Source organism: Nocardioides sp. B-3, assembly GCF_024703895.1.
Lineage (GTDB): Bacteria > Actinomycetota > Actinomycetes > Propionibacteriales > Nocardioidaceae > Nocardioides.
Genome location: NZ_CP087968.1, coordinates 4339438 through 4358447, shown reverse-complemented (window position 1 = coordinate 4358447; position 19010 = coordinate 4339438). Strand labels below are relative to the sequence as shown.

Annotated in this window: 19 protein-coding genes and 3 pseudogenes; 15 read left to right on the top strand and 7 right to left on the bottom strand. The window is 65.2% G+C overall.

The genetic code is table 11. The features are described 5' to 3' along the window. Positions 1-238: 238 nt before the first annotated feature. The 7 genes and pseudogenes from LP418_RS28890 (at position 239) to LP418_RS28860 (ending at position 6536) form a co-directional block, all read left to right on the top strand. Entirely contained in the window at positions 239-394 is a 156-nt protein-coding gene (locus LP418_RS28890; RefSeq protein WP_257954630.1) for a hypothetical protein, read from the top strand. A gap of 91 nt (positions 395-485) precedes the next feature. After that, positions 486-1889 (top strand): annotated as a pseudogene (locus LP418_RS28885) (IS1380 family transposase). 434 nt (positions 1890-2323) lie between these two features. Then, positions 2324-3088 (top strand): DUF5677 domain-containing protein, encoded by a 765-nt coding sequence (locus tag LP418_RS28880; protein ID WP_257957231.1) that lies wholly within the window; start codon positions 2324-2326, stop codon positions 3086-3088. A gap of 213 nt (positions 3089-3301) precedes the next feature. After that, positions 3302-3514: a hypothetical protein gene (locus LP418_RS28875; protein ID WP_257954629.1), complete on the top strand. Its 213-nt coding sequence runs from the start codon at positions 3302-3304 to the stop codon at positions 3512-3514. 156 nt (positions 3515-3670) lie between these two features. Continuing rightward, the gene (locus LP418_RS28870) at positions 3671-4618 is read left to right on the top strand and encodes a tyrosinase family protein (protein WP_257954628.1); all 948 of its coding nucleotides are present in this window, start codon (positions 3671-3673) and stop codon (positions 4616-4618) included. Between the two features lie 72 nt (positions 4619-4690). After that, the gene (locus LP418_RS28865; protein ID WP_257954627.1) at positions 4691-5695 is read left to right on the top strand and encodes a vWA domain-containing protein; all 1005 of its coding nucleotides are present in this window, start codon (positions 4691-4693) and stop codon (positions 5693-5695) included. After that, positions 5658-6536, top strand: coding sequence for a hypothetical protein (locus LP418_RS28860; protein WP_257954626.1), 879 nt, complete (start codon positions 5658-5660; stop codon positions 6534-6536). Before LP418_RS28865 ends, LP418_RS28860 begins: the two co-directional genes overlap by 38 nt. 335 nt (positions 6537-6871) lie before the next feature. Here LP418_RS28860 and LP418_RS28855 read toward each other — a convergent pair whose 3' ends face one another. The 4 genes and pseudogenes from LP418_RS28855 to LP418_RS28840 form a co-directional block, all read right to left on the bottom strand. Beyond that, a complete protein-coding gene (locus LP418_RS28855; protein WP_257954625.1) occupies positions 6872-7744 on the bottom strand; it encodes a hypothetical protein in 873 nt (290 codons plus the stop codon). Positions 7745-7972: 228 nt separating this feature from the next. Next, positions 7973-9439 carry a KAP family P-loop NTPase fold protein gene (locus LP418_RS28850; protein WP_257954624.1) on the bottom strand — a complete coding sequence of 489 codons (1467 nt, stop codon included), beginning with the start codon at positions 9437-9439 and terminating at the stop codon, positions 7973-7975. 516 nt (positions 9440-9955) lie between these two features. Further along, positions 9956-10453, bottom strand: a complete 498-nt coding sequence (locus LP418_RS28845) for a hypothetical protein (protein ID WP_257954623.1) — start codon at positions 10451-10453, stop codon at positions 9956-9958. Between the two features lie 284 nt (positions 10454-10737). Further along, a pseudogene (locus tag LP418_RS28840) lies at positions 10738-12140 on the bottom strand (IS1380 family transposase). A 608-nt stretch (positions 12141-12748) separates the two neighbouring features. Between LP418_RS28840 and LP418_RS28835 the strand changes: the two are divergent. Together LP418_RS28835 and LP418_RS28830 are read left to right on the top strand one after the other, a co-directional pair. Then, positions 12749-12931, top strand: a complete 183-nt coding sequence (locus LP418_RS28835) for a hypothetical protein (RefSeq protein ID WP_257954622.1) — start codon at positions 12749-12751, stop codon at positions 12929-12931. Between the two features lie 80 nt (positions 12932-13011). Next, positions 13012-14416 (top strand): annotated as a pseudogene (locus tag LP418_RS28830) (IS1380 family transposase). A 123-nt stretch (positions 14417-14539) separates the two neighbouring features. On the opposite strand, the gene LP418_RS28825 reads toward LP418_RS28830, so the two are convergent. Continuing rightward, complete coding sequence (locus LP418_RS28825) at positions 14540-15331, bottom strand: AAA family ATPase (protein ID WP_442940058.1); 792 nt, start codon at positions 15329-15331, stop codon at positions 14540-14542. A 140-nt stretch (positions 15332-15471) separates the two neighbouring features. Beyond that, positions 15472-15861: an AAA family ATPase gene (locus LP418_RS28820; RefSeq protein WP_257954620.1), complete on the bottom strand. Its 390-nt coding sequence runs from the start codon at positions 15859-15861 to the stop codon at positions 15472-15474. 386 nt (positions 15862-16247) lie between these two features. Between LP418_RS28820 and LP418_RS28815 the strand changes: the two genes are divergently transcribed. The 6 genes from LP418_RS28815 to LP418_RS28790 all read left to right on the top strand — a co-directional run bounded on the left by LP418_RS28815 (position 16248) and on the right by LP418_RS28790 (position 18906). Next, a complete protein-coding gene (locus LP418_RS28815) occupies positions 16248-16574 on the top strand; it encodes a nucleotide pyrophosphohydrolase (RefSeq protein ID WP_257954619.1) in 327 nt (108 codons plus the stop codon). Then, positions 16555-16944: a GIY-YIG nuclease family protein gene (locus LP418_RS28810; protein WP_257954618.1), complete on the top strand. Its 390-nt coding sequence runs from the start codon at positions 16555-16557 to the stop codon at positions 16942-16944. Before LP418_RS28815 ends, LP418_RS28810 begins: the two co-directional genes overlap by 20 nt. Then, positions 16913-17116, top strand: a complete 204-nt coding sequence (locus tag LP418_RS28805) for a hypothetical protein (protein WP_257954617.1) — start codon at positions 16913-16915, stop codon at positions 17114-17116. Before LP418_RS28810 ends, LP418_RS28805 begins: the two co-directional genes overlap by 32 nt. Then, positions 17106-18050: a DUF2075 domain-containing protein gene (locus LP418_RS28800; RefSeq protein WP_257954616.1), complete on the top strand. Its 945-nt coding sequence runs from the start codon at positions 17106-17108 to the stop codon at positions 18048-18050. The genes LP418_RS28805 and LP418_RS28800 overlap by 11 nt, the downstream gene beginning before the upstream one ends. A 16-nt stretch (positions 18051-18066) precedes the next feature. Next, positions 18067-18279, top strand: a complete 213-nt coding sequence (locus LP418_RS28795; RefSeq protein ID WP_257954615.1) for a DUF2075 domain-containing protein — start codon at positions 18067-18069, stop codon at positions 18277-18279. An 81-nt stretch (positions 18280-18360) separates the two neighbouring features. After that, on the top strand, positions 18361-18906 hold the full coding sequence (locus LP418_RS28790; protein ID WP_257954614.1) for a hypothetical protein: 546 nt from the start codon (positions 18361-18363) through the stop codon (positions 18904-18906). Between the two features lie 3 nt (positions 18907-18909). Here LP418_RS28790 and LP418_RS28785 read toward each other — a convergent pair whose 3' ends face one another. Then, positions 18910-18999: a YdeI/OmpD-associated family protein gene (locus tag LP418_RS28785; RefSeq protein WP_257957230.1), complete on the bottom strand. Its 90-nt coding sequence runs from the start codon at positions 18997-18999 to the stop codon at positions 18910-18912. Between the last annotated feature and the right edge of the window lie 11 nt (positions 19000-19010).

Here is a 19010-nt window from a genome sequence, read left to right as displayed (position 1 = left end):
CAAGTCCAGACTCGATCGCGGCTGAACGACTCCCTCGTCGCTACAAACTCCCGCTTATCCCCCGGGCCATCGGTCTGCCGAGCTGGCGGCGCATGAAAGTCGATCGCAGCATTTGTCGACCGGGAAGCGCGCTGGGACCGTTTCGGGCGACATCATCGGAGGCGATTGGGCGGCCCTGTCGGACCGCCGACGTACCGTCTCGTTCGTGGATGACTCCCCAACTGAAGGTACTCCGTCGATGCCGTCTGACTTCGAGGACCCGAACGACTTCTTTCTGGACATGTACGGAAAGGCCGTCGACCGCATGCGGAGGGAGGGTGTCGATCGTGAGGAAGCCGCGCTGAAGGCGTGGGAGGTTCTTAGCCTCGATCCACCGATGAACTTGGGGTTGTGAGCGCGTCGTGAAGTGAGAATGCCCTTACGTGCTGGGAAAATCGGACTTCTTCAGGGTCCCAATTCCACCAAGTACGAAGGGCATCTCGTAGATGCAACTTTGCCACACGTCGGCCGCGACCTCAGCGGTGTTCGACGATCCGAATCTCGTGTCGTCCGCCGGGTTGGTCCCGGTCCTGACTCTCGCCCGGTCCGCCGGGCTCCGAGAACTCGCTCACACGCATCTGAGCGTGCCGACCGACAAGGGCGCCAACGCCGGCTTGAAGGTCACCTCGCTGGTCGCCGGGATGGTCGCTGGCGCCGACTCCATCGACGACATGGCGCTGTTGCGTCACGGCGGGATGGGCCGGGTCTTCACCAACGCCTACGCACCCTCAACGCTGGGTTCGTTCTTGCGGTCGTTCACCTTCGGTCACGTCCGTCAGCTCGACGCCGTGGCCTCCCGGTTCCCTGGGCCGGCTGGCAGCCCGGACCCCGCTGGTCGTCTCCTCGGCTGGCACCGCTGAGCGGGTGATGCTCGACATCGACGACACCATCATCGAGGTCCACGGCTACGCCAAGCAGGGTTCGGGCTACGGCTACTCCGGCGTCCGCGGACTCAACGCACTCCTCGCCACGGCGACCACAACCCAGTCCGCACCGGTGATCGTGGCTCAGCGACTGCGGAAGGGCTCGTGTGGTTCGCCAGGGGCGCGGCCGGAGCTGGTCGCGGACGCGTTGAAGACGGTCGCCTCGTTGTCCTCGGCCAAGGTGTTGGTGCGTGCCGACAGCGCGTTCTACGGCCACGCCACCGTTGGTGCCACGATCCGCGGCGGCGCCGATGTGTCGGTAACCGTCCGGATGGATCCCAAGGTCAAGGCGGCGATCGCCAGCATCGGTGACGATGCGTGGACTCCCATCGAGTACACCGACGCGGTCTTCGACGAGCAGACCCAGACACGGGTCTCTCGCGCCGAGGTCTCCGAGATTGGGTTCACCGCGTTCACTTCGAAGAAGAAGGCCGAGCAGGTCCCCGGACGGCTCGTGGTGCGCCGGATCCCGGACCTCAACCCGGGCAAGAACGCAGGGCAGGAGACGTTGTTCGACACCGGCGCTTCCACGCGTTCTTCACCACCACCGACCCGGCCGTGGCCGACACCGTGGCCGCGGACAAGACCCACCGTGGTCACGCGATCATCGAGCAGGTCCACGCCGATCTGAAGCACTCCGCGCTGGCGCACCTGCCTTCGGGCAAGTTCGCCGCCAACGCAGCCCGGCTCGTGCTGGCCGTGATGGCGTTCAACCTGACCCGAGCCGCCGCGACCCTGACCAGCCCCGGGCTGGCCAAGGCCACGACCGCGACGATCCGTCGCAAAGTCATCACGGTGCCGGCCCGGGTCGCGTCCTCCGCACGCCGGGTGACCTTGCACCTCCCGGCGCACTGGCCCCGGGAGACAGATTGGAGCGACCTGTTCACCCGGGCCTGCGGACGCCCACCACCAACACCGACGGCCTGACCACCCCAGCCGAGACCGGCACGAAGACCAACCCGGAACAACTCGGCAGCGAGGCCAGACGGATGGCCACGCCCACACACCCGATGACCCGTCGTCAGCGACCCCGACCAGTCAGCCCCTGCTCATCGGTGGATCGAGGCTTAGTTCCACGATCGATAGCTTTGCAGCCGATCATGCCGCTTCCCCGGAGGAGCATGGTCAGGAGTACGTCGACGACTCGTCCGTCTACCGCGTGGAGTTCGCTGAGCGGCTTCGTGTCCATTGGGGTCCGTCTCTGGATCTGCACGAGAAGATCACCTCGGCTGTCGAAGAGGGCGGACGGATCTTCATGAAGCGCAATGCACGGCGGCCCGGTGAGCGGGAGCGGATCCTAAACGTGCTCATTCACCTCAACGGTCAGGCGATCAGGGCTTCCCTGAGAGGTTCATGCGCTCCTGTCGGCTGGGTTTCCGCTCGGGGCGCATGCGCTATCGCGAACGGTGCACGAGATCGCTGTCCGCGCCGGAGTGCTGGCGAAGTTCGGGAAGGAGGAACCGCACCTGGATCTTGCGGAGCGGTTCGTTCTGCACGACAAGGTCGTCAACTACAGGGATGCGTTGACGTATCAGGAGAACGCTGAGCGGCTGCGTCATGAGCCGTTCAGAGAGGACACGATCGTGGAGCTGAAGAAGGAGCACGACGAAGTCATCGGACGGTTTGGGCCGGCGTTCGGTTCACCCTACGGGTGGGCTGCTGGCCTCCCCGGGCTTCCGTTCCCTGAAGAGGCCAACCTTCGAGCACTGGAGAGGCTCGCTGAGCTCGACCACTTCCGAAGCATCTACAACTGGTCGAGCCACTACGTTCATGCCGACGCCAAGGCGATGCGCATCAGTTTGGTGGAGCGGGGTGGGAATCATGCGGTGTTGACGAACGCGACGAACGCGCAGCTCGCCGACCCCGGTCAGAACACTCTCATTGGGGTCTTCCGAGTCTTCATCTCAATGGTCACCTCGGCGCATCCATTCGCGTTCTACGACATGTTGCTGTGCAAGAGCCTTCAGGAGATGCTCGACAAGGCCTGCCAGATCTACGTCGACGCCGAGTTCGCGGTCCGTGAGGCCGAGGAGCGGTTCCAGGCTGAGCTGGCCGAGCGAGGCATGAGATTCGACGTTGCTCTTGGTGAGGTGCCACTGGATTCCGGAGCCCTGACCGGCGACTAGTCAAGAGCCCGCTGCCGGCTAAGTCGCGGCTCGATAGCTTCACGGCGAGCTCTGCAGTTACGTCGTCGTTCTGATGTGGAACGGCGAGACACGCTTCACGTCGTCGCAGAGCTTGAGCTGGATTGCGGCGGGAAACCCCCGCCGCCTCGCGCCCGCATGTCGTTCTCGAGAACGTAGATGGCGGCTGACACGTAGGTGTCGCACACTCACCCAATGACCAGACGAATCACTATCCACATCAACGAGCATGAGATCACCGGCGAAGAGATGACTGCGGAGCAGTACATCGACTTGGCCAACGCCGTGTGGATGGTCATGCGGACCACACCGTTTGACTTTGCTGTCGAGCCGGACAAGCGCGCGGATACGGTGCAGATGGACGACGCGTGGTCGCAGTACAGCAACGACGCGAGTTGGAGTCGATGACAGCCACTTGGCGGCGCGAAGGCGGCGGTTTGACGCGCCTGTCCGCAAGTGAATCGACATGATTGCGTAGCGGTGGTGGCAGCGCCGGATGCACGCCCCTCGCACCAATTTGGAGCCCGGGCAGCAGCCGTGCTGCGGACGGGAAATCGTGCGGTGGTGACCTCGTATCTCCTACGGCTGAGGTTCCTCTTTACATCAAAGGGCCACTGCTCGGTGGCCACCGAGGAGGAGAGCACCATGGCTCTAGGAGACGGCATCCGACGCGACATCAGCACGGTCAGTGCCCTTGAGCGGGACCGCTTCATCGAGGCGGTCCGCAAGCTGGACACCACCAAGTTCTTCCCGGACGGGGTTTCGTACTGGGACAAACAGGAGCAGATCCACAAGAACGCTCACTTCAACGGCGTCGACGTCCACGGGGGTCCGGCCTTCATCCCGTGGCACAGGGTGATCGTCAACCGCCTCGAGGCGCTGTTGCGCGAGGTCGACCCTGAGCTGTCGCTCCACTACTGGGACTGGACCACCGACCCGCGCGTGGCCTCCGGCCCACGAGCAGCCCTGTTCACACCCCAGTTCATGGACAACGCCTCCGGAAACGTGAGTCACCTGCTCAACGACTTCGAGTCGACAGAGGACGCCGAGACCGGCAACGGGCACACCAAGATCTGGCGAGACGTCGGGTCGGTCGCCGCCGACCCGGACGGGACCCCGGCCATCGCCACGGACGCGTCGATCCCGGGCAACTCGGACTTCGCGACCTTCGCTACCGCGCTGAAGGCCGCGCACGACAGCGTCGCGCACAGCTACATCGGCGGGACCATCAGCAACCCGCACTACTCCTTCCACGACCCGTTCGTGTTCCTCCTCCACTCCAACCTCGACCGGATCTGGGCGAAGTGGCAGACAGACCCGGCGCATCCCGAGCGCCTCGGGTCCACCACGGCGTACGCCGGATTGAACGCCGCGCAGGTCAACGCCCTTGTCACCGAGCACGTCGAGCCCCCGGGCCGGCGGTACCGGGCTGGAGCCGTGGGCATCGGACCCGACCAAGGCTGCGGTCATCAACTATCTCGACCTGTCCGTACTCTCGCCGCCCTGCTATGACACCAATAGCAGCGATTTCCGAGTCGTCGAGGCGCAGAACCATTACAACGCCTCCACCTCCGCTACCGGGTGGTGTTCAACGACGTACCGGAGCTCGAGACCACTTGGCGATCGGCGACCTTCCGGATCCGCACCTGCGGCGACGTCCACCTGCAGGTGAAGGCTGGGACGTCTCCGGCGACCCCGTTCGGGGTCTCCACCCCGCAGGTCCTCTCCAAGGCCGGGCCTACCCAATACCGGGAGGCGCGGGTGTGGTTCGAGTTCACCGCCGGTGCCGTCGGTACAGCGCCGCAGTCGCTCGGGCCTGTGAATACGACGGTGACCGTCGGGAACCGGGACTTCGACCTCGAGCTGGTGGCCAGCACGATCCCGCGGCCCACCGTCGCCGTCGAACTGGCCCTCGACCAGTCCGGCTCGATGGCGGACCCCGCGGGTACCAGCGGGGCCCAGCGCCTCGACGTGCTCAAGGACTCGGCCGCGCTGTTCGCGAACCTGATCCAGAAGGACAACGGCATCGGGCTGATCCGGTTCGACGACGACGCCTACCCACCAAACCACCCGACGTACGGCGGCCTGCCCATTTCCAAGATCACCAGCAATGGATTCGGCGACCCCGTGCGCGGGCAGGCCCTGACCGCGATCGGGGGGCACGGGGCCCATGGGGCGACCTCGGTTGGCGACGGCTTGGCGATGGCCCGCTCCGAGCTGTCCGCCCTGCCGGCGGGGGCATACACGGACAAGGCGATCGTCGTGTTCACCGACGGGATCCAGAACCGGCCGCAGTCAATCGCGGACGTCGCCTCCTCCATCGACGACCGGACCTACGCGGTGGGCCTCGGGAACGAGACGCAGGTCAACACGGCCGCGCTGACGCAGCTGGCCGGTTCGACGGGCGGCGCGCTCCTACTCTCGGGGGTGCTGTCCTCGAGCCCGGACGACCAGTTCCGGGTCCGAAAGTTCTTCCTCCAGATCCCGGCGGGAGTCACCCTGCAACGACATCATCGTGGACCCGGTCGGCCACGTGCTGCCCGGTGCGAAGGTGCGAATCCCGTTCAGCGTCAACGAGGCCGACATTAACGCCCGGGTCATCGTGCTGCCATCGCTTCCCGTCCTGCGGGTCGCCGTCGAGACGCCGGCTGGTGACGTCTTCGACGCTTCCAGCGGCGTCCCGGGCGCCGAATTCAGAACAGGCCGCCGAGGTGACGACCGTGGGACTGAGCCTTCCGATGCCGGCTCCGTCGGGCCCGGCGCACGGGGGCACTGGTACGCCGTCCTAGACATCGACAAGCGCGCGTACAAGAAGTGGATCTCCCGGGACCGGGACGACGCTAGGATCCGGGACCTGCGTGCCAACGGCGCGGCGTACTGCGTCAGCGTGCACGCACTTAGCAACCTGCGGATGCGGACCGGCCTGACGCAGAGCGGCTTCACGCCGGGCTCGATGCTTGAGCTGCGAGCGGTCCTCACTGAGTACGGTGTCCCGGTCGAGGGCCGGGCACGGGTGGAGGCGCAGGTCACTTACCCCGACGGCTCGCAGACCACGCTCGACGTGGTGGAAACTGGTGGCGGCGGCTTCAACCTCACGCTTCCGACGACCGTCGCTGGGGTCTACCGGATCATCGTGCGTGCCTGGGGCGGGACGTTCCGCGGCGTGCCGTTCACACGCGAGGCTTTGCTGACCGCCGCGGTGTGGCCGACCGGCGACCAGCCCCACCCTGACCCCGCAGGTGGGTCAGGGCACGACGGGGGGACTGGTGCCGATTGCTGCGTTGTGCGCTGGAGAAGGACGCGTTCTCCCCGGAGCTGCAGGAGCGCTGGCGCGAGCAGGGGTTCGACATCGACTCCCTGCGCGAGTGCCTCAAGGAGGTCTGTGCCGACGAGTGAACCTGCTCAAGAAAGGGACGGCGCCGGCTCGTAGACGGCCTCCGACCGAAGGTGCGCGCCCCCGCGCAAGCGACCTGTGGTTTCGTGGGCTGACGATCGCGACATCTTGAGCGCGTAGTGCACTCTGCCACTGGGGTTCAGAGGTCCCGTGGTTGTGTCCGTATCGGGCACACGCTGCGGAATGGGTCACCTTTGCGACTGCGCGGAAGGCGGTAGATCCGGTCGTCCCCGGGTAGAGAAGCAGTCCGCGTCCGCGTTGGATGTCGCAACCGCACTGCGGCTCGTGGCGGGGGTGGCCTCGCGTCCGGAATCGAGCAGAATTCCGACCCTCTGCCTCCGGCGAAGCCGGTATGCGAGCGCGATCGCCGGCTATCGCCAATCGTCGAGCAGTCCGCCGAACTCGCCGGGGCGCCAACCACCCCGGTACTTCTCGACAAGCGACAGCGCCAACTGGAGTCGTGGATCCTCGCGTATCTTGGCGTCGTCGATGCCCCGGACATCGGCTGCGTTTGCGTAGACCGCGGCCTCGCTCCCGTACATCCGCACGAGCACGTCCCAGTGCAAGGAATAGGCCACCTTGGTGGATCCCGTGCCATCGAGGGCGGAACTGTGCGCCTCAGCCACGGCGTCGCGCAACAGGGCTGCCGTCACACGCGCGTCGGCCAGCGCGGGCAGGCACAAAGAGTCAGCATCCTCGGGTGGCAGCAACGTGTGGAACAAAAGCCGCACGAGACTGCGTTCACTGGCGAGTTCAGCTGGGCCAGTTGCGCGAAGTCGTCGTTTCAGTTGTTCCTCAATGGCGATTGCGTCCTCGGCTGGGACGATCTTAGATCCGGCGTTCTCGCGGTGTCCGACGATCGTCGCGAGCTCAAATGCCCCGTAGAGGGTGGGGGTCATATCGATCAGGCGCTGAGTCAGCGCCATCACGTCGTCCGGGGCCATGCGTCGCAGCAGTCGCAGAACCGGCCGAGTCACCGCGAACTCCGCCCCGAAGTCGTCCATCCCGCGACCACGACCGACGCGCAGGCGCGGGAACTGCTCGATGAGGACCTCAACTGCCGAAGGCGCCACGGATGGGTCGGCGGTCTCAGAGACGGGCAACAGCCGCTCAAGTAGGTCTTCAAGAGCCTCGTCGCTCACCCGGGCAAACGCGGCACGCGCGCGGTCGAGGTCTCCTAGGGCATCGATGACTGCGTGGAGATGGCGAGCTGGCGCAACGTCGTCGGGCAGATAGCGGCTCAAGTAGAAGCGCAAGTTGGGCGCTGCCGCGACCTTCCCTCACTCCGCCATCTCGTTGCCTCCGAGGCGGCCCAACTGGTGCCGCCGAGATGACGCTCTCCCGCTGGGAATAGCACGCCTATTGCGGCCCGCGCTACATCACCGCCTCGCGAATCAGCCTCCACGAACTTCGCTACCTGCGCCGCGAGCTCGGGTCGTTCGACCGAGCCGCCGTAGCTGGGGGTGGAGTGGTCAGACTGGGGCGCAGCTGTCCAACAGAGCATGCAGTTCGGGCGCCAACGTTCGTAGCGCCTCGAGCCCAATCACATCAGTCAGGGCGAGTTCATCCTCGATCAGTCTGAGCGTGACCGGAAGGGATGCCAACACGCGCTTCGCGTCTCGCATCGTCACCATCAGAGGGTCGAGCAACTCTCTCAGCAACCTTGCGAAGTGGTCGGGGTCAAATGGACCCGTCACATGACTGTCCGCGACGCCTTGCAAAGAATGGAGGAATGCTCGGCGGAACGGTCCGGGGTGAGGGTTCGGGACGTCAACGGTGATGGTCAGGATCTTGTCGAGATAAGCCCTGCCCGAGAATCCCTCCTCGCTTAGCGCGGACTCCACAACTTGGCGGTCGAGGCACAGGAGATAGACCACGTTCGGGAAGGAGGCGGTCAACCTGACCGTGCGGAACAGGTGTCGAATCTCAGTCGGATTGAGCCGGTCTATGTCGTCCACCGGGACTACTACGCGCCCATCCAACTGTGCGAGGGCTTTCATGGCGGTTGCACGGCGCGCGTGCAAACTCGTGTCGCCCCGGGGCGCGCGGCAGCACTCGCTGATTCCCGAACTGAGTCCTGTACGCCAGCCACGCCGGGCACGAAACCCGGCGAGGCTGAGCGCACCGGAGTAGTCAGCTACTGCCTGAGCCACCTCTGCGCCCATCCTGCGAGCCTGCGCCCCGCGCGATTCAACGTCTTCCAGCTGCGCGGCAAGCTCGGACAAGAAGATGGTGGCCAGCTCGTCTACCCCTGAGAACAACCACGGATTGAACTCAACGACCCGGACACTCTCATTCGCCCGGAGTCGAACGGCGGTCAGATTCATGAGGGAGGTCTTGCCGGATCCCCACCGGCCGGTGATAGCAGCGACGAGTCCCTTGCTCGCGTCCACGCTCTCGAGTTCTTCCGCCAGAGCCACCGCAAGAGGTGATCTGTTCAGCACATCCATCGACACGTCGTCAATGGGGTGGTCCCCAAACGGCAAAGCCTCAGCCACGTTTCCCCCGTTCACAAGCGATCCAAGTTCTCGCACCTTAGTCGTCAGCGCAGCTGCCACATGGTCAATCACGCCGGCGCACATAGCCGCCCCAGCGGCGAGGATCGCGGCGAATGCGTTGAGAGCATCGGGATTGGCCACTGCACGGTATAGGAACCAAATCAAGGCAACGACGATGCCAGCCACGACGTAGCGGACGACGTTCCGCATGACGACGGGCTGCCTTCCCATCGCCGACAGGGCCATAGCCTGAGCGACGCCAAGGGATGCAACGAAGGCCGAGCTGAATGCCGCCTCGGGCCCAGCATCAGCCCACGTCCCGTCCCATGGCAGGTAGAACGGCAGAAGGACTAGCAGCGCCACAGCGATGACTGCGCCCCAGAGAAGGACTCGCTCTCGCAACAGCAGCGGTGGGCCCTCCAAGCCCAGTCCTTCAATCACTCGTCGTAGCCACTTGATGCGTCCTAGCCGCCAGCGCAGTCGTCGCCTTGGGGCCGTAAGTGACTTGGTAAGAAAGACAACAGAGGTTGCGAACAGAAGGACGGCAGAGGTTTCTTGACTCACCGGGTCGCTCATCGGGTCGAATCGGTGTCTATGCACCGCCGCCTCACAGTGGCCCCCGCATTGGTCAGGAAACGATGCAGGCGACGCCATGGCGTCCATGCCTCTTCTGGAAGCATTGAAGTAGGAATGGTTCCGCCCCGTCTTTCGTACAACGACCTTGCGTCCGCGTTGCGCAGGGGCGCAATCATGCACGACAGCGTGCTCACGGACGTGCACCCCCAGCCCGCGCTCGTGGGAGAACGCTCGAACCGGACGGTCCGCCAAGCGGCAGAATGGGGCGGGCTACTGACGCGACGCAGCAACGCTCTCTCCGCCGGTGACAACTCTGTGGCAACGTGTCGTGCCCGCGCAGATCAGTCACGGGGAGCTTGCGTGACCGGATGGCCTCGCTCCTCAAGACTCGCAGCTCGGCGACCTAGCGCGAGCCTGTTGTCGAAGGCCGAGGAGACGAGGATCCCCGTAGTGATGCCGGCGGTCAGCGTGGCTATCCCGATCAACACGCTCGTCCAGTCTGACGGCAACGGGATCGAAACGCGCGGATTCGAGAAGAGCGGCCACTGAGAAGCCAGCTCCTCCGACAGCCAAAACCAGCGCGAGCCTTTCCGCAATTCCCGCGAATATGCTTCCCTTCGCTGACTCTCCGCTTTCGCTCTCGCGCTTGCTGGGAGCAGGCTCCCCGAGCCAAGCGTACAGAATCATCTCGCGGTCAATGCGCTCCTCGAGGTCCCACGTCGCTGATGCATCCGGCATCGCCACACGGTACTTGGCCAGCAATTCGAGGTCTTCGCTGATAGCACGGCGCCACCGAGTCGCCCTGCTTCCGCTGTCGATCGAAGCCTTCACCAAGATCCCCAAAAGGCCTATCACACCGGTCACCACCAGAACTCCCATGTCCGGACCGTAGCCGCGACCACCCCCGCTCGCTGGAGAACGGACGACCGAGACCCGTCGCCTCCGCCTGACAGTAGGACCGCCGAGGCGCGACCGCGCCGCAACGACTGCCCAACCCACCCCACCTCTTGGCCCGGACCGTTAGCCCCGGTGATTCATGACGGCAGTGACGACGTCGCCGCGGTCTGAGGTGAGCCGGTGGTCGTCTGCGGGTACGACGCTGAGCCGGCTGGCGCTGCCGGGCTGCGGGTCTCCGGGTCGTGATCTCGTGGCGGACGGGCGGGTCAGGCTGGTGGTGGAATCGCTGCGATGTTCGCGAAGATCGCGACGATCACGGTCGCCCACGGCCGAGACTTGGGAACCCGGAGCCGTCTTCGGCGGGCGCCGTGGGTGAGTCGGGCCGGGACGTGGAGGAAGCGGTAGCGCAACGCTTTGGGTTCACAGCCTGCGAGGATCTCGGCGTCGCCGACAAGGGCGAGCATGCGGGTCCACGCGACGAGGTCGGCGGCGATCATCACCGCGGTCAGCCGGGCCCGGTTGATCTTGAACTCCCTCGACGGGAACCGCCCCCGGGCCGGTGTCCTTGGCGTGCCGGATCCGGTCCTCGACTCGAGCGTGAGCACGATGCCGGGCTTCGAGGAACGCCAGCTGCACGCCGGGCTGGACGGGGGTGTTGGTGGCGATCGTCTGGTAGCGCCAGCCGTCACGCTCTTCGAACAACGAGAGTTGGGCGCCGGGGTGGGGGCGTTCGCGGCGCACGATGATCCGCATCCCCGCGGGCCAACTGGACAGGTCGAGCAGCCCGGTCAGTTCCGCGACGTCGCCGCCCTCACGGACGCCGCCGTCGGCATCGGACGCGGCCGTCCAGACGTCCTTGGGGACGAGCTTGATGGCGTCGCTGGATCTTCTCGGTGACCGCGAACCCCACGGAGTACTCAACCCGGCGGCCACGGATCTTGCCTTGTTCGGTCAGCCAGTCCGGGAGCTTGTGGGAGGAACCTGCACCGTCGGCGCGGATCAGCAGGTCTTTGCGATACGCGACCGGGATCTGGGCGATCGCGTCGGTGAGGACCGTGATGTGGTCGGCGGCGGTGTTCGAACCGGCCTTCCCGGTCCGCAGTTGCGCGGCCGGGAACTCTTGGCTGTTGTCGCACCACACGCCGAGCGGGTGGAAGCCGAAGGTCTTCTTGAACGTGGGCGAAGCGTTCTCTTTCTCGGAGTGTGCGACCACGATGGTGGCGTCGATGTCGAGCACGACCGTCGCGCCGAGGTCGGTCCCGGCAACCTGGGACGCGGGCAACCCGCCGGGCAGCTGTGCCCAAACGTGGCGCCGGGCGCGGGCACGCGCGGTGGCGATCTTCTTCAACCGGCCCGGCGTGACCTCGTCCGGGGTCCGCCACACCGTCGGGGGCGACGCGACCGGGCCGAGAACTGGAGCCCGGTGGCGCAGCACGTCGATATCAGCGATCGCCTCACCACCATCGGCAAGCATCACCGCGACATCGACCGGGACCCGACCGCGGTCGTGGACCGGGGAGAACGAGCGCCGCACCATCGCCTTCGACAACTCGGTCGTGAGGCCGGTCCGATCGGCCAGAAGACGGAGCCCGACACTGCCCGCGTGAGCCACCACGCCGACACCATCGGCAGATACGGACAAGCCAGCAGACCACGAAGTACGCTTCACCTACGGAGTGCCTTCCACGTTGGAGATCTTGAGTCGTCGTAAACCCAAGTTTCCCCTGCTGGGTAGGCATCTTCCGTGTTTCTACGCGCCGATCAGGCCGCTGCCTCGTGAACGATCCGGGTTAGACAGAAGATGCCTGAATACGTAGATCTGCGACGGTCACCAGTCACAAGCCGCAGGACAGGACTTACGTCCTCTAGCCGCGCCACCGAATGGCGGCTTGAGCGCGGTACTCGCAACACGGATCGCGGCTATGACGCGCCGGGTCGAGCCCTCCCGTAATCTCTCTCGAAGGCGATCGCGTCCGTGGCTCCGGTGTGAAGCGCACTCGTCGCCAAGGTTCCGTACTGGCCAACGCCAACGCCAACGCCGTCGCCATCAGAGAAGGACCTGCACTTCCACCTAAATCTCTAAGGGCTTGACGCCCTAAGCGCTTCCCCAAAGATGTCTCGTCGCAACTCGCCATAGACGATCATCTCGGTCCTGAAGAGGGGGGCGAGCGTCGCTTTAGCAAAAGCCGTCCAGTCACTCCCAGCCCCTGCCAAAGAGAACAGCTTACGAATGCCGTTGTAAGTCTCTCCGCCTGCAGGCTTTAGATCGTCCGGGTCATGACCTCGGGCGACGCTGGCACTCAAGGCGGCGGCTTTGATCGCCTTCACAGCGTCAATCTCGTCCGGGCGTTCAAGGCTGATGCAAAGTGCAGCCAAGATTTCGTCATCCAGCAAGTACGCCTCAAGGTTGCGCCGACTAACCCGGATCGTTCACGAGGCAGCGGCCTGATCGGCGCGTAGAAACACGGAAGTGCCTACCCAGCAGGGGAAACTTGGGTTTACGACGACTCAAGATCTCCAACGTGGAAGGCACTCCGTAGGTGAAGCGTACTTCGTGGTCTGCTGGCTTGTCCGTATCTGCCGATGGTGTCGGCGTGGTGGCTCACGCGGGCAGTGTCGGGCTCCGTCTTCTGGCCGATCGGACCGGCCTCACGACCGAGTTGTCGAAGGCGATGGTGCGGCGCTCGTTCTCCCCGGTCCACGACCGCGGTCGGGTCCCGGTCGATGTCGCGGTGATGCTTGCCGATGGTGGTGAGGCGATCGCTGATATCGACGTGCTGCGCCACCGGGCTCCAGTTCTCGGCCCGGTCGCGTCGCCCCCGACGGTGTGGCGGACCCCCGGACGAGGTCACGCCGGGCCGGTTGAAGAAGATCGCCACCGCGCGTGCCCGCGCCCGGCGCCACGTTTGGGCACAGCTGCCCGGCGGGTTGCCCGCGTCCCCGAGTTGCCGGGACCGACCTCGGCGCGACGGTCGTGCTCGACATCGACGCCACCATCGTGGTCGCACACTCCGAGAAAGAGAACGCTTCGCCCACGTTCAAGAAGACCTTCGGCTTCCACCCGCTCGGCGTGTGGTGCGACAACAGCCAAGAGTTCCCTGGCCGCGCAACTGCGGACCGGGAAGGCCGGTTCTGAACACCGCCGCCGACCACATCACGGTCCTCACCGACGCGATCGCCCAGATCCCGGTCGCGTATCGCAAAGACCTGCTGATCCGCGCCGACGGTGCAGGTTCCTCCCACAAGCTCCTGGACTGGCTGACCGAACAAGGCAAGATCCGTGGCCGCCGGGTTGAGTACTCCGTGGGGTTCGCGGTCACCGAGAAGATCCACGACGCCATCAAGCTCGTCCCCAAGGACGTCTGGACGGCCGCGTCCGATGCCGACGGCGGCGTCCGTGAGGGCGGCGACGTCGCGGAACTGACCGGGCTGCTCGACCTGTCCAGTTGGCCCGCGGGGATGCGGATCATCGTGCGCCGCGAACGCCCCCACCCCGGCGCCCAACTCTCGTTGTTCGAAGAGCGTGACGGCTGGCGCTACCAGACGATCGCCACCAACACCCCCGTCCAGCCCGGCGTGCAGCTGGCGTTCCTCGAAGCCCGGCATCGTGCTCACGCTCGAGTCGAGGACCGGATCCGGCACGCCAAGGACACCGGCCCGGGGCGGTTCCCGTCGAGGGAGTTCAAGATCAACCGGGCCCGGCTGACCGCGGTGATGATCGCCGCCGACCTCGTCGCGTGGACCCGCATGCTCGCCCTTGTCGGCGACGCCGAGATCCTCGCAGGCTGTGAACCCAAAGCGTTGCGCTACCGCTTCCTCCACGTCCCGGCCCGACTCACCCACGGCGCCCGCCGAAGACGGCTCCGGGTTCCCAAGTCCTGGCCGTGGGCGACCGTGATCGTCGCGATCTTCGCGAACATCGCAGCGATTCCACCACCAGCCTGACCCGCCCGTCCGCCACGAGATCACGACCCGGAGACCCGCAGCCCGGCAGCGCCAGCCGGCTCAGCGTCGTACCCGCAGACGACCACCGGCTCACCTCAGACCGCGGCGACGTCGTCACTGCCGTCATGAATCACCGGGGCTAAGCACCCGGATGCCAGCTTCCTCCTGCGCCGAGACCTCGTCAGTGTTCAACAGGTCGCGATCCACCACCCGAATGATCGTGGTACCTGACGCGATCGTTTGTATTGCCTTACCCGCTTCGAGAGTGCCATCTCGAACATCGTTGCTACTGCCCACCGAAAGAAAATCGGTGTCCGGAAATTCTTCTGCAAAAATTTGTCGATAACAGCTGGCGTCGAATTCTGCACGCTTGTCATTGTCATGCTTGGGCGGCCGTCCCTCGCACAGGACGATGCGTTCGGGTGCCATCAGATGCGCAAGGTCCCCCAAGGCAACATCAAGCGTTCTAGCCCAGAATTCCCTTGAGGGGCGGACTGGTCGCACCACCGCGGGCGAGTCGAAATCGACGCCTTGGAGGTCGACGAAGCACACGCTTCCCGGCGCCGCTTTCGCTATTTCCCACCCCTTCCTCATGAATCCAATGCTGTGGCTTGCCAGAATCATTTGGGATTCAGGCGGCAGCAACTCGACGAGCGTCTCGAGCAAAGCGCCTTGGATTCGGGTGTTGAGATGCGTCTCCGGCTCGTCGATGCACCAGATCGAGTTGTCGAAATACTCACTCTTGACCACAGCGTCCGGGATTAGGTCGAACGTCGCCTTCTCGCCAGCGGACAGGTTCTTATATAGGAAGCGACGAGAGGAGCCTTTCGAGAAGTAGAATGTCCCTACCGAGTCGGCCGCACCAGCCACGCCTCCGACGCCATCGAGTTGCAGATCTGGGAACACCTTGGCCATGGCCGAACGGACCTTCCCAATGATTCGATCTCTCAGTTCCAATCGGGTCATCCCGTCCGGAAGGCTATCGCTATACACCCCCTCAAGCGTTTGCAGGATTAATCGCTGGTAGTTGTCCGAGACACTTGCATCAGTGTCAATCAGTCGTGTGACACGGGGTTGATCGAGGGGGATGCCATCCGGTTGATCCCGGCGATATTGAAGTCAGCCTCGTTTCGAAAGGCGCTCCGGACGTAGACAAGTTTCTTGCGGTCGTCGGGTCCAGCAGGAATGGGCTCATGAAATTCGACCTGCACGTGCTCAGTCCAACCGATGGAGTCAGTCCCGGCCTTCGTGCCGTAACTCTCATCCCAGCCGTTTCCAGCGCCCCCGTTCGCCCAGTGCCAAGTCTTAAGACCATCGAACATCGACGATTTGCCAGAGCCATTTGGCCCGGCCAACACGATCAGCCGTGCAGAGTTCGGCAGAGCATCGACTGTGAGCTCGGTAAATCTCTTGAAGTTGACGAAGCGAAGACTCTTGAGGTGCATGTGTGGTTCGTCCTAACGGAAGCTACGGGGGATCCGTACCCTGTCATGAGCAAGTGTGTGGTGTCTGGTTGAACGGCAACGGAGTGTGCTGATACTGCTCCGCGAAGCCAGAACAAGTACGTCGAACAGGCTCTCCGCAGGCTGGGCAATTAGACGCGGTGACTGTCCCGTCGCGCGACCATCACGGCGTGGCACACTCTCATAGTGGGCGAAGCGACGCAGGGCTGGTGCCGCGTCAACAGGCGCCTTGAGACTGGCCGCGTAACACATCGCCGCCCGTCAAAGTCGCGCCGATGATCCGATCCAAGGTGGTGCCCGCTGGAATCGAAGGTGAGGAGGCGGCTCGTTCGCCCCCGCCTTGCAATCTCCCCAGTTAGGCTCGCGGCATGGCGAGCCCGGAGGTCCAAGAAGCACTACGTTCCTTCGTCGCGGAGCGTGACTGGGCTCAGTTCCACACGCCGGAGAACCTCGCCAAGAGCGTCGTGATCGAGTCCGCGGAGCTGCTCGAATGCTTCCAGTGGAACTCGGATGCGGACGCCGCGAAGATCGCTGGCGAGCTCGCGGACGTCGTGACCTACTGCCACCTGCTGGCCGACAAGCTCGGCCTCGACCCGGACGAGATCGTGCTCGACAAGCTCGAGGTCACGAGGGCGAAGTATCCAGCGGACAAGGCGCGTGGACGCAGCGAGAAGTATGACCAACTTCCGGATTGAGAGCGGCCCGTTCGTCGGCGCACAGCTCGAGGCCCGGGGAAGCGGTGACGCGCGGTTCAGGAACTGGCCGGTGGTCTACACGCTCGACGGAGACGGTCACGTCTACGTGGGGGAGTCCCGCAATGCCATCGCCCGGCTGCGCCAGCACCCGGCGACGGTCAACAAGCGTGACCTGCGCGGCGCCCGCGTCGTACTGGACGAGACGTTCAACAAGTCCGTCTGCCCGGACCTCGAGTCCTACCTGATCCGGCTGTTGGCCGGCGACGGTCGGCTGACGGTGCTCAACCGCAACGAGAGCCAGACCAACGCTGACTACTACGCGCGAGGACTACCAGAAGGTGTTCACCGACATCTTCGATGCGCTGCGTGACGACGGGCTCTTCGAGGGCACGATCAAGGAGATCGAGAACTCCGACCTCTTCAAGCTCTCGCCCTTCAAGGCGCTGACGAAGGACCGGGGAGGCGGTCGTCGCGGACATCCTCGACGGCCTGTTCGCCGACCTCGACGGCAAGCGCGAGAGCCAGATCGTCGTGCGGGGTGAGCCCGGCACGGGCAAGACGGTCGTCGCTGTCTACCTGATGAAGCTGCTCAGCGACATCAAGGCGTGGGACGGCAGCCAGCTCGAGAGCGACTCGGTCATGGCGGAGTACTTCGAGGAGGGCTATCCCGAGCTCCTCCGCGACTTCCGCATGGGCTTCGTCGTCCCGCAGATGTCGCTGCGCAAGACGATCCAACGGGTCTTCAAACGAACGCCCGGACTGCACCCCGCGATGGTGCTGTCGCCGTTCGAGGTCGGGAACCGCGAGGAGCAGTTCGACCTGTTGCTGGTCGACGAGACGCATCGGCTCCGGCAGAGCGGCAACCAGCCGGCCGGACCGCTCTACAAGATGTTCTCCGACATCAACGTGAAGCTCTTCGGCGTCGACGATCCCGCACTCACCCAGCTCGACTGGATCAAGAGGAAGAGCTCCCACCGGGTCTTCCTGCTGGACTCGGCCCAGAGCATCCACACGGCCGACGTGCCGCGACGGATGCTCGACGACCTCATGACCAATGCCGGGGACCAGCGACGGAGCTACCGGCTCTCCTCGCAGATGCGCGTGCGGGCGGGGGAGGACTACGTCGGCTACGTGCGCGAGGTCCTCTCCGACCTGCCACCCGAGCGACGTGAGTTCGCGGACTACGACCTGCGGTTCTTCGACGACCTCACCCTCATGCGCGACGAGCTCCCGGAGCGCGACGCCGAGGTCGGACTCGCGCGGCTGGTCGCCGGATTCGCGTGGCCATGGATCAGCCGCAGGGACAAGGCGGCGTACGACATCGAGATCGACGACGTCCGGATCCGGTGGAACCAGACGGACCTCGACTGGGTCAGCTCGAAGACCTCGATCAACGAGGTCGGGGTGATCCACACGATTCAGGGCTACGACCTCAACTACGCCGGCGTGATCATCGGCAAGGACCTCCCGCTATGACAAAGCGGCCGGCCGGATGTACTTCGACCGGAAGAACTACTTCGATCCGACGGCGGCCAACAACATGCCGCGCAGGGGACTCCGGTTCACCGATCAGGAGATCCTCGGCCTCGTGCGCAACATCTATGCGGTGCTGCTGACGCGCGGCATGCGCGGCACCTACGTCTACGTCTGTGACGAGCCGTTGCGGGAGCACCTGCGCCCCTACTTCGCGTCGCGACTGCCCTGACGCAACCCCGGGCAGCGACGCAGGGCAACGCCGGGGAGCTTCCCGATACCGGCGGCGACGAGACGCAGCGACAGTGGACAGATGTCCAGCCCTTCCACCATGCAGTCCGGGATCGTCCGCGCCGCCGCGGTCATGGCACCGGTCGGCCTGTTCGCCTACGGCGCGCTGCGCTGGGTCGACGGCCGCGACGGGACCCACGGCCCGGGGCTTGCGTGGGACCTCGGCCATGGCGCGTTCCTGATGTCGCTCGTCTCGTTCGCCACGATGGCGGTCGCGATCGCCCTCGCCACACCCCGGCGCTCGACGTACGCCGCGGTGGTCTCCACGCTGCTGGGCGCGTCCCTGTTCGTGTGGGTCACGATCGGCGACCTGTTTCCCGGCTTCAAGGAGGCCGCCGGGCTGCCTGACCTGTTGATGAACGTCGGGCCGCCGCTGCTGGTCCTCGGCTTCGTGGCCGCCCTCCACCTCGCAGCAAGGGCCGGTACGGCGCCGCGCTACTCGGCCCCGCTCGCGCTCGTGGGATTCGCGCTGATCATCGTCGACCTCGATCTCCTGCCGCTGGCCGCCGTCGCGCACCCGGCGGCGCTCGCTCCGTTGGCTCGACGCCCGAGGGATCGGCGGGCGTGACCCTCAGCGGGCTCGGCCCTCGCTCAGCATCGCCACCGACTTCTCCACCCGCGCTGTCCGAGTCTCGGCCTTCTTGGCACCGGTGACCTGCAGGACGTGCCGGG

Bases quoted from the DNA above. Each gene is read 5' to 3' on its own strand.
- LP418_RS28890 (WP_257954630.1), top strand. From the start codon at position 239: ATGCCGTCTGACTTCGAGGACCCGAACGACTTCTTTCTGGACATGTAC.
- LP418_RS28875 (WP_257954629.1), top strand. From the start codon at position 3,302: ATGACCAGACGAATCACTATCCACATCAACGAGCATGAGATCACCGGC.
- LP418_RS28845 (WP_257954623.1), bottom strand. From the start codon at position 10,453: ATGGGAGTTCTGGTGGTGACCGGTGTGATAGGCCTTTTGGGGATCTTG.
- LP418_RS28835 (WP_257954622.1), top strand. From the start codon at position 12,749: ATGACCTCGGGCGACGCTGGCACTCAAGGCGGCGGCTTTGATCGCCTT.
- LP418_RS28825 (WP_442940058.1), bottom strand. From the start codon at position 15,331: ATGGCCAAGGTGTTCCCAGATCTGCAACTCGATGGCGTCGGAGGCGTG.
- LP418_RS28820 (WP_257954620.1), bottom strand. From the start codon at position 15,861: ATGCACCTCAAGAGTCTTCGCTTCGTCAACTTCAAGAGATTTACCGAG.
- LP418_RS28815 (WP_257954619.1), top strand. From the start codon at position 16,248: ATGGCGAGCCCGGAGGTCCAAGAAGCACTACGTTCCTTCGTCGCGGAG.
- LP418_RS28810 (WP_257954618.1), top strand. From the start codon at position 16,555: ATGACCAACTTCCGGATTGAGAGCGGCCCGTTCGTCGGCGCACAGCTC.
- LP418_RS28795 (WP_257954615.1), top strand. From the start codon at position 18,067: ATGTACTTCGACCGGAAGAACTACTTCGATCCGACGGCGGCCAACAAC.
- LP418_RS28790 (WP_257954614.1), top strand. From the start codon at position 18,361: ATGTCCAGCCCTTCCACCATGCAGTCCGGGATCGTCCGCGCCGCCGCG.